Origin of the sequence: Pseudoroseomonas cervicalis ATCC 49957 (genome assembly GCF_000164635.1) — a bacterium.
Taxonomy (GTDB): Bacteria; Pseudomonadota; Alphaproteobacteria; order Acetobacterales; family Acetobacteraceae; genus Pseudoroseomonas; species Pseudoroseomonas cervicalis.
In genome coordinates, this window is record NZ_GG770777.1 from 533,683 (window position 1) to 541,490 (window position 7,808).

Annotated in this window: 8 protein-coding genes; 2 read left to right on the plus strand and 6 right to left on the minus strand. The window is 71.4% G+C overall.

The features are described 5' to 3' along the window. Together HMPREF0731_RS02290 and HMPREF0731_RS02295 are read left to right on the plus strand one after the other, a co-directional pair. Positions 1–222: hypothetical protein (locus HMPREF0731_RS02290; protein ID WP_007002387.1), on the plus strand; the 222-nt coding region annotated here is incomplete at its 5' end. 12 nt (positions 223–234) lie between these two features. Continuing rightward, positions 235–1,854, plus strand: a complete 1,620-nt coding sequence (locus HMPREF0731_RS02295; protein WP_040611848.1) for a Na/Pi symporter — start codon at positions 235–237, stop codon at positions 1,852–1,854. A gap of 103 nt (positions 1,855–1,957) precedes the next feature. Here the strand turns inward: HMPREF0731_RS02295 and phoB are convergent, their stop codons facing one another. The 6 genes from phoB to pstS form a co-directional block, all read right to left on the minus strand. Beyond that, positions 1,958–2,674, minus strand: coding sequence for a phosphate regulon transcriptional regulator PhoB (gene phoB, locus HMPREF0731_RS02300; protein WP_007002388.1), 717 nt, complete (start codon positions 2,672–2,674; stop codon positions 1,958–1,960). Between the two features lie 22 nt (positions 2,675–2,696). After that, positions 2,697–3,431, minus strand: a complete 735-nt coding sequence (phoU, locus tag HMPREF0731_RS02305) for a phosphate signaling complex protein PhoU (RefSeq protein ID WP_007002389.1) — start codon at positions 3,429–3,431, stop codon at positions 2,697–2,699. A 13-nt stretch (positions 3,432–3,444) separates the two neighbouring features. Further along, entirely contained in the window at positions 3,445–4,260 is an 816-nt protein-coding gene (pstB, locus tag HMPREF0731_RS02310) for a phosphate ABC transporter ATP-binding protein PstB (protein ID WP_245538226.1), read from the minus strand. A 20-nt stretch (positions 4,261–4,280) separates the two neighbouring features. Continuing rightward, entirely contained in the window at positions 4,281–5,189 is a 909-nt protein-coding gene (gene pstA / locus HMPREF0731_RS02315; RefSeq protein WP_007002391.1) for a phosphate ABC transporter permease PstA, read from the minus strand. 4 nt (positions 5,190–5,193) lie between these two features. Continuing rightward, positions 5,194–6,186 (minus strand): phosphate ABC transporter permease subunit PstC, encoded by a 993-nt coding sequence (gene pstC, locus HMPREF0731_RS02320; protein ID WP_007002392.1) that lies wholly within the window; start codon positions 6,184–6,186, stop codon positions 5,194–5,196. Positions 6,187–6,339: 153 nt separating this feature from the next. Further along, on the minus strand, positions 6,340–7,386 hold the full coding sequence (gene pstS / locus HMPREF0731_RS02325) for a phosphate ABC transporter substrate-binding protein PstS (protein ID WP_007002393.1): 1,047 nt from the start codon (positions 7,384–7,386) through the stop codon (positions 6,340–6,342). Positions 7,387–7,808: the final 422 nt, after the last annotated feature.

The following is a 7,808-nucleotide window of genomic DNA, read 5'->3' on the forward strand; positions in this document are numbered from 1 at the left end:
GCCGCCGACGCGGCGCTGCGCGGCGCCGACCGCGCCTTGCAGCAGCGGCTCGATTCGGTGGGTGACCGGCTGGGCGAGGCCTGGGCGGCGACGGCGCGTGAGCGCGCCGCCCGCTCCGAGGCGCGCTACGAGGAGACACGGCGCCTGCTGTTGTGGGGCAGCCTGATCGGGCTCGGGCTGGTGCTGGCGCTGCTCTTCGGCCTGGCGCGGCCGCGCGGCTGATCGCGGAGCGGCATGATGGAGATCCTGGCCAGCATCTTCGGCGGGCTCGGCCTGTTCTTCCTGGGCGTCAAGGGCGTCGGCGCCGGGCTGCAATCCATGGGCGGGCGGCGCATGCGGCGGCTGATGGCGGGGGCCACGCGCGGCCCGCTGCGCGCCGCCGTGCTGGGGCTGCTGATGGGGGCGCTGACGCAATCCTCCAACGCCGTCACCTTCATCGCCACCAGCCTCTACACCGCCGGGCTGCTGCCGCTGCGCCGCGCCCTGCCGGCGCTGGCCTGGTGCAATGCGGGCACCGCCGGGCTGGTGCTGCTGGCCACCATCGACCTGCGGCTGGCCGTGCTGTGGCTGTTCGGCGTGGTGGGCTGCGCCACCTATTTCGGGCTGGATGCGGGGGGACGGCTGAAGCCGCTGCTGGGCGCGCTGGCCGGGCTCGGCCTGCTGTTCCTGGGGCTGGCCACCATCAAGGCCGGCGCGGCACCCTTGCGCGACCTGCCGCTGGTGCGCGAGATCCTGGCCTTCTCCGGCACCGCGCTGACGCCGCCCTTCCTGATCGGCGTGGTGATCACGCTGATCGCGCAATCCTCCTCCACCGTGTCGATCCTGGCGATCACGCTCACCGCGCTCGGCCTGCTCGGCTTCGAGCAGACGGTGATGGTGGTCTATGGCGCCTCGCTCGGCTCGGGCCTGTCTGTGCTGCTGCTGTCGGGCAACCTGTCCGGCTCGGCGCGCCAGCTCGCGCTTTACCAGACGCTGTTCAAGGCGCTGGGCACCGCGCTGTTCCTGCTGCTCTTCTGGGTGGAGCAGCAGGGCGTGCCGCTGGTGCTGGCGGCCACCGCCCTGCTGTCGCACGACCTGCCGGAGCGGATCGGCTGGCTGTTCCTGCTGTTCCAGGTGGTCACCGCGCTGGCGGTGGCGCCGCTGAACGGGCCGGCCATGGCGCTGCTGCAACGCCTCTCCCCACCGGGCGCCGCCGAGGCGCTGGGCCGGCCGCGCTTCCTCTACGACCAGGCGCTGGAGCACGCACCGACCGCGCTGGAGCTGGTGGAGCGCGAGCAGGCGGGGCTCACCGCGCGGCTGCCCGGGCTGCTCGGCCCGCTGCTGGAGCCGGGCGCCGAGGCCACGGGGGCGTTGCCCCGCCCCGCCCGGCTGCAGGCCGCCGCCGGCGTCGAGCAGGCGGTGCGGCACTTCCTGGCCGAGCTGCTGACACGTGATCCGGCGGCGGACTCGCTGGCCCGGGTGGTGGCGCTGGAGAGCCGCAACGAGATGCTGACGGCGCTGCGCGAGACGGTGGGCGAGTTCGCCGAGGCGGTGGAGCAGGCGGCGGCGCGCGGCGAGGCCGACCCGGTGGCCGCGCCGCTGCGCGCCATGGCCGAGGCGCTGCACCTGCTGCTGCTGCAGCTGGAGGAGGCCGCGGACCGGCTGGAGGCGGAGGATCTGGCGCTGCTGCGCACCCTGGCCGCCGACCGCTCCGAGATGATGGACCAGCTGCGCCGCCGCATCGCCGGGGCCGAGCCGGGGCTGGCGCCGGGCGGGCACGACCTGCTGTTCCGCGCCACCGCCCTGTTCGAGCGGGCGGTCTGGCTGATCCGCCGCCAGGCGCTGCTGCTGGAGCCCGCCGCCACCGCCGAGTGAGGCGGCGGCGCCCCCTCCCCCACCGCACAAGCCGGCGCGCGCCGGCCATGCAAAAGGGCCGGGCGCCTCGCGGCACCCGGCCCCGCGCCGATCCCCGGCGGGATCAGGCCTGTTCGAGATCCAGCGCGTAGCCGGCGCTGCGCACGGTGCGGATGATGTCCACCTCGCCCTCGCCATTCACCGCCTTGCGCAGGCGGCGGATATGCACGTCGACCGTGCGCGGCTCGACATGGATGTCGCGGCCCCAGACGGCGTCCAGCAGCTGCTCGCGCGAGAAGACGCGGCCCGGATGCTGCAGGAAGAACTCCAGCAGCCGGTATTCGGTGGGCCCCAGATGCAGGGCGCGGCCATTGCGGCTGACGCGGTGCGCGTCCTGGTCCATGGTGACGTCGTGCCAGGCCAGCGTGCCCTTGGTGGCGACGCCGCCGGAGCGGCGCAGCAGGGCGCGGATGCGCGCCATCAGCGCATCCATCACGAAGGGCTTGGCGATGTAGTCGTCGGCCCCGGTGTCCAGCGCCCGGACCGCGTCCTGGTCCTCGGTGCGCGCGGTGACCATGATGATCGGCAGGTCGCGCGTGTCGGGGCGGCGGCGCAGCTGGCGGCAGACCTCGAGGCCGGAGAGCGCCGGCAGCATCCAGTCCAGCAGCACCAGATCGGGCGGCGCCTCGGCCACCCGCATCAGGGCTTCCTGGCCATCGGCGGCCTCGTCCACCCGGAAGCCCTGCTTCTCCAGGTTGTAGCGCAGCAGGGTCAGCAGCGGCGCCTCGTCCTCGACCACCAGGATGGTCGGGCGGGCCATGCCGGAATGCGGCTCGGCCATCGAAGGGCTCCTCTTGCCGCGCTCAGGCAGGCGGGCGGACGACGGTGTATGCGGAAGCATCGGATTTCGGCCTGTCCTCGGGGAGCATGTGACCCAGCACGGCGTAGTGCACGGTCTCGGCGATGTTGGTCGCGTGGTCGCCGATGCGTTCGAAATTCTTGGCGATGAACAGCAGATGGGTGGCCGCGGTGATGTTGCGCGGATCCTCCATCATATGCGTCAGCATCTCGCGGAAGATGCCGTTGTAGATGTCGTCCACCGGCGCGTCGGCGCCCCAGACGCGCTCGGCGGCGGCGGCATCCTCCTTGACCAGCGCGTCGATCGCGTCCTTCAGATTCTCCTGCACCAGCTTGGCCATCCACTGGAAGCCGTTCAGGCTGCCGAGCTGCGGCTGCTGCGAGACGACGATGGCGCGCTTGGCCGCGTTGCGGGCGTAGTCGCCGATGCGCTCGATATCGGTCGAGACCTTCATGGCGGCGACGATCAGGCGGAGATCGGCGGCCATCGGCTGGCGCAGCGCCAGCAGGCGGACGCAGAAATTCTCGATCTCGGTCTCCAGCGCGTCGATCTCGCCATCGCGGCCGACGACGGCGCTGGCCAGCTCGGTGTCGCGGCGGATCAGGGCGGAGGCGGCGTCGGCCACCTGGCGCTCGGCCAGGCCGCCCATGCGGGCCACCATCTCGCGCAGGCGCTTCAGCTGTTCTTCGTAGGACCGCACGATATGCTCGCTCTGCTGCTCGGGGGCTTCGGTTTGCATGAGGGGCTCCTGCTCAGCCGAAGCGGCCGGTGATGTATTCCTGGGTCTTCTTCTGCTTGGGCGCGGTGAACATCTCCTCCGCCGGCGCCACCTCGATCAGCTCGCCGAGATAGAAGAACGCCACCTGGTCGGCGCAGCGCGCCGCCTGCTGCATGTTGTGGGTGACGATGGCGATGGTGAAGTCCTGCTTCAGCTCGTCGATCAGCTCCTCGATCTTCAGGGTCGAGATCGGGTCGAGCGCCGAGGTCGGCTCGTCCAGCAGGATCACCTCCGGCCGCACCGCGATCGAGCGGGCGATGCACAGGCGCTGCTGCTGGCCGCCGGAGAGGCCCATGGCGGAGGTGTTCAGCCGGTCCTTCACCTCGCCCCAGATGGCGGCGCGCGTCAGCGCCCATTCGACGCGCTCGTCCATCTGGCTCTTGGACAGCTTCTCGTGCAGGCGGATGCCGAAGGCGATGTTCTCGTAGATCGTCATCGGGAACGGCGTCGGCTTCTGGAACACCATGCCGATGCGCGCGCGCAACGCGTTCATGTCGACATCGGCGTCGAGGATGTTCTTGCCGTCCAGCAGCACCTCGCCGCTGGCGCGCTGCCCGGGATAGAGGCTGTACATCCGGTTCAGGATGCGCAGCAGCGTCGACTTGCCGCAGCCCGAGGGGCCGATCATGCCGGTGACCTGGCGGTCCGGCAGGTCGAGGTTGATCCCCTTCAGCGCCTTGTTGGCGCCGTAGAAGAAATCGAGGTTGCGGATCGAGATCCGCGCCGGGTTCAGCGCCGCGCCGGAGCGGGCCTGCAGGCCGCCCAGCGCCTCGGTGTTCGCGGTGGTCATGGAAGCGCTCATCTGTGTCCTCACTTCCGGCGCAGCAGGCTGCGCGCCGCGATGTTGAGCCCGAGCACGCCGAGCGTGATGATCAGGGCGCCGGCCCAGGCCAGGGCGATCCAGTCCTCATAGGGCGAGCCGGCATAGGAGAAGATGGTGACCGGCAGGCTGGCCATCGGCGCCGAGAGGCTGAGCGACCAGTTCAGGTTGCCGAGCGAGGTGAACAGCAGCGGCGCCGTCTCGCCCGCCACGCGGGCGACCGCCAGCAGCACGCCGGTGACGATGCCGGAGGCGGCGGCGCGCCAGCAGACCAGCGTCACCATCTTCCATTTCGGCGCGCCGAGGCCGATCACCGCCTCGCGCAGCGTGTCGGGCAGCAGGCGCAGCATGTCCTCGGTGGTGCGCACCACGATCGGGATGACGATGACGGCGAGCGCCGCGGCGCCGGCCCAGCCGGAGAAGCCGCCGAAGGGCACCACCAGGATCTGGTAGACGAACAGGCCGATCAGGATCGAGGGCGCCGAGAGCAGGATGTCGGAGACGAAGCGCACCGCGTTCGCCAGCGGCGAGTTCTTGGCGTATTCGGCGAGATAGGTGCCAACCAGCAGACCGATCGGCGTGCCGATGGCGGTGCCGATGGCGGTCTGGATCAGGCTGCCGATGATCGGGTTCAGCAGGCCGCCGCCGGAGCCGGGCGGGCGCGTCATCTCGGTGAAGACGCGCAGCTCCAGCGCGGCGAAGCCGTTCCAGAACAGCGTGCCGAGGATCGAGAAGAGCAGCGCGAGGCCGATGCCGGTCGCGATGTAGCAGGCCAGCTTGACCGCCCGGGCGGTGGCGCGGCGGCGCCGGCCGAGCGCGGCCGCGACCTGCATGTTCTTGGCCGGGCCGCTGGAGGGCGGCGGGGCCGAGCCGGCGGGCGGCAGGGTGGTGGCGCTCATGGGATCAGACCTTCAGCCGCTGGCGCAGCAGGAAGCGCGACGCCGCGAGCACGATGAAGGAGATGACGAAGAGGATGAAGCCGAGGCCGAGCAGGGCCGAGAGCTTCAGGCTGCCGAGCTCGCTCTCGCCGAATTCCAGCGCGACCAGCGAGGCGATGGTGTTGCCCGGGCCGAACAGGCTGGTGGAGATGCGGTTGGCATTGCCGATGACGAAGGTGACCGCCATGGTCTCGCCCAGGGCGCGGCCGAGGCCGAGCATGATGCCGCCCACCACGGAGATGCGGGTGTAGGGCAGCACCACGCTGCGCACCACTTCCCACTGCGTGCAGCCGAGGCCGTAGGCGCTCTCCTTGAACACCGGCGGCACCGTCTCGAACACGTCGCGCATGGTGGCGGCGATGAAGGGCAGCACCATGATCGCCAGGATCAGCGCCGCGGTGAAGATGCCGGTGCCGAAGGGCGGGCCGGCGAAGAGCGCGCCGATGAAGGGCAGCTCGCCCAGCGTGTCGATGAAGAAGGGCTGCACCGTCTGCGACATGAAGGGCACGATCAGGAAGAAGCCCCACATGCCGTAGATGATCGAGGGCACCGCGGCGAGCAGCTCGACCGCCGTGCCGACGGGGCGCTTCAGCCAGGCGGGGGCCAGCTCGGTCAGGTAGAAGGCGACGCCGAAGGCCAGCGGCACGGCGAGCACCAGCGCCAGCACCGCGGTGACCAGGGTGCCGTAGATCGACACGCCGGCGCCGAACACCTCCTGCACCGGGTCCCATTCCGTCGAGGTGACGAAGGACAGGCCGAAGGTGCGGAAGGCCTGCAGCCCGCCCAGGAACAGCTCCAGGATGATGGCGCCGAGCAGCAGCAGGACGAAGACGCCCGCGCTGCGGCAGGCGGCGGCGAAGATGGCGTCGCCCAGCGCGCCGGAGCTGGTGCCGCGGCGCAGCGCCCGTCCGGGCGGCGCCATCTCGGCGGTGGGGGTTGCGGCCTGCTGCAAGGTCAAGCTCCGGGGGTCCGGTGGGAGGGGTGGGCCGGGGCATAACCGCCCCGGCCGATCCGCGAAAGCGGGCGGAACCTTCCGGCGCCGCCCGTCCTGTCCCCGCGGCACCCGGCCGCGGCGGGAGGGGCCATGTCCGGCCCCTCCTCCAGCCTCAGCTTACTGCGCCGGCCAGAGGGCGCGGCCGTCGACCTGCACCTGCGACCAGGCGGCGCGGATCGCGTTCTCGACATTCTCCGGCAGCGGGATGTAGTCGAGCTGGGTGGCCAGCTGGTCGCCCGAGCGGAAGGCCCAGTCGAAGAAGCGCATCACGTTCTGCGCGCGGGTCGCGTCCTGCGGGTTGCGCGGCAGCAGGATGAAGGTCGGCGAGACGATCGGCCAGGACTTCTCGCCCTGGGTGTCGACCAGGGAGGCGGCGAAGTTCGGCACGCTCCAGTCGGCATTGGCGGCGGCGGCCTGGAAGGCCTCCGGCGTCGGCGTCACGAAGTTGCCGGCCTTGTTGCGCAGCTGCGTGGTGGTCAGGTGGTTCTGCTCGGCATAGGCCTGCTCGACATAGCCGATGGCGCCGCGCACGTTGCGCACGGTGCCGGCCACACCCTCATTGCCGCGGGCGCCGGTGCCGGCGGGCCAGCGCACCGAGGTGCCGACACCAACGCGGCCCTTGAACTCGGCGGAGACGGTGGAGAGGTAGGACACCCACACGAAGGTCGTGCCCGAGCCATCGGCGCGGTAGACCGGGGCGATCGCCAGGTTCGGCAGGCTCACGCCGGGGTTCATCTCGACCAGCTTCGGGTCGTTCCAGCGGGTGATCTTGCCCAGGTAGATCTCGGCCAGAAGCTCGCCGGTCAGGCGCATCTGGTTCATCTCGACGCCGGGGATGTTCACGATGGCGACCAGACTGCCCATCGTGGCCGGGAACTGCAGCAGGTTGTGCTCCTGCAGCTGCTCGGCGGTCATCGGCGCGTCGGAAGCGCCGAAATCGACCGTGCGGTTGCGGATCTGCGCCTGGCCGGCGCCCGAGCCGACCGACTGGTAGTTCAGCTGCACGTTGATGGAGGAGCGCGCCGCCTCGCCCCACTTCTGATACAGCGGGTTCGGGAAGCTCGCACCCGCCCCGGTGATCGTGGCCTGCTGCGCGGAAGCCCCCATCGAGAGGCCGATCGTCGCCACGAGGCCGGCCGCCAGGGCCAGAAGCCGATTGCTCACCTTGTCTCTCCGTCTTTGGGCCCCTGCCCCCGGGCCGTGTCGCCGGGGTCTGTCGAAGGGCCGGTTCGGTCGAGGCGCCTTCTAGGACACCGCCGCGACGCTTCGATTTCATTTTTATGAAGCTTCGATGACACCGCCGGCCCGGCGGCCTGATCCAGACAAGCGGGCCGCCTTGTCGGCCTGGCCCGCGCCGGGCCGGCGGGTGGCTGCAACCGGCCGCGCCGGGGCGGGTTGTTGCCGCGAACAGAACCCGACGCAGCGCAGCCAATCCGGGCCGATCATGTCCCTCCCGCTCCTTTCGATGCTCCGCCCGCCTCCGGCCCGGGCGCCGGCCTGGCTGTTGGCCGGGCTGGTTCTCCTGGCGGCCGGGCTGTGCGCCGGACCGTCCCCCGCCGCCCTGGCCGGCCCCGCCGAGCCCGCCG

Coding starts and splice junctions, on each gene's coding strand:
- phoU (WP_007002389.1), bottom strand. CDS start 3,431: ATGCAAACCGAAGCCCCCGAGCAGCAGAGCGAGCATATCGTGCGGTCC.
- HMPREF0731_RS02295 (WP_040611848.1), top strand. CDS start 235: ATGATGGAGATCCTGGCCAGCATCTTCGGCGGGCTCGGCCTGTTCTTC.
- pstA (WP_007002391.1), bottom strand. CDS start 5,189: ATGAGCGCCACCACCCTGCCGCCCGCCGGCTCGGCCCCGCCGCCCTCC.
- pstB (WP_245538226.1), bottom strand. CDS start 4,260: ATGACCACCGCGAACACCGAGGCGCTGGGCGGCCTGCAGGCCCGCTCC.
- phoB (WP_007002388.1), bottom strand. CDS start 2,674: ATGGCCGAGCCGCATTCCGGCATGGCCCGCCCGACCATCCTGGTGGTC.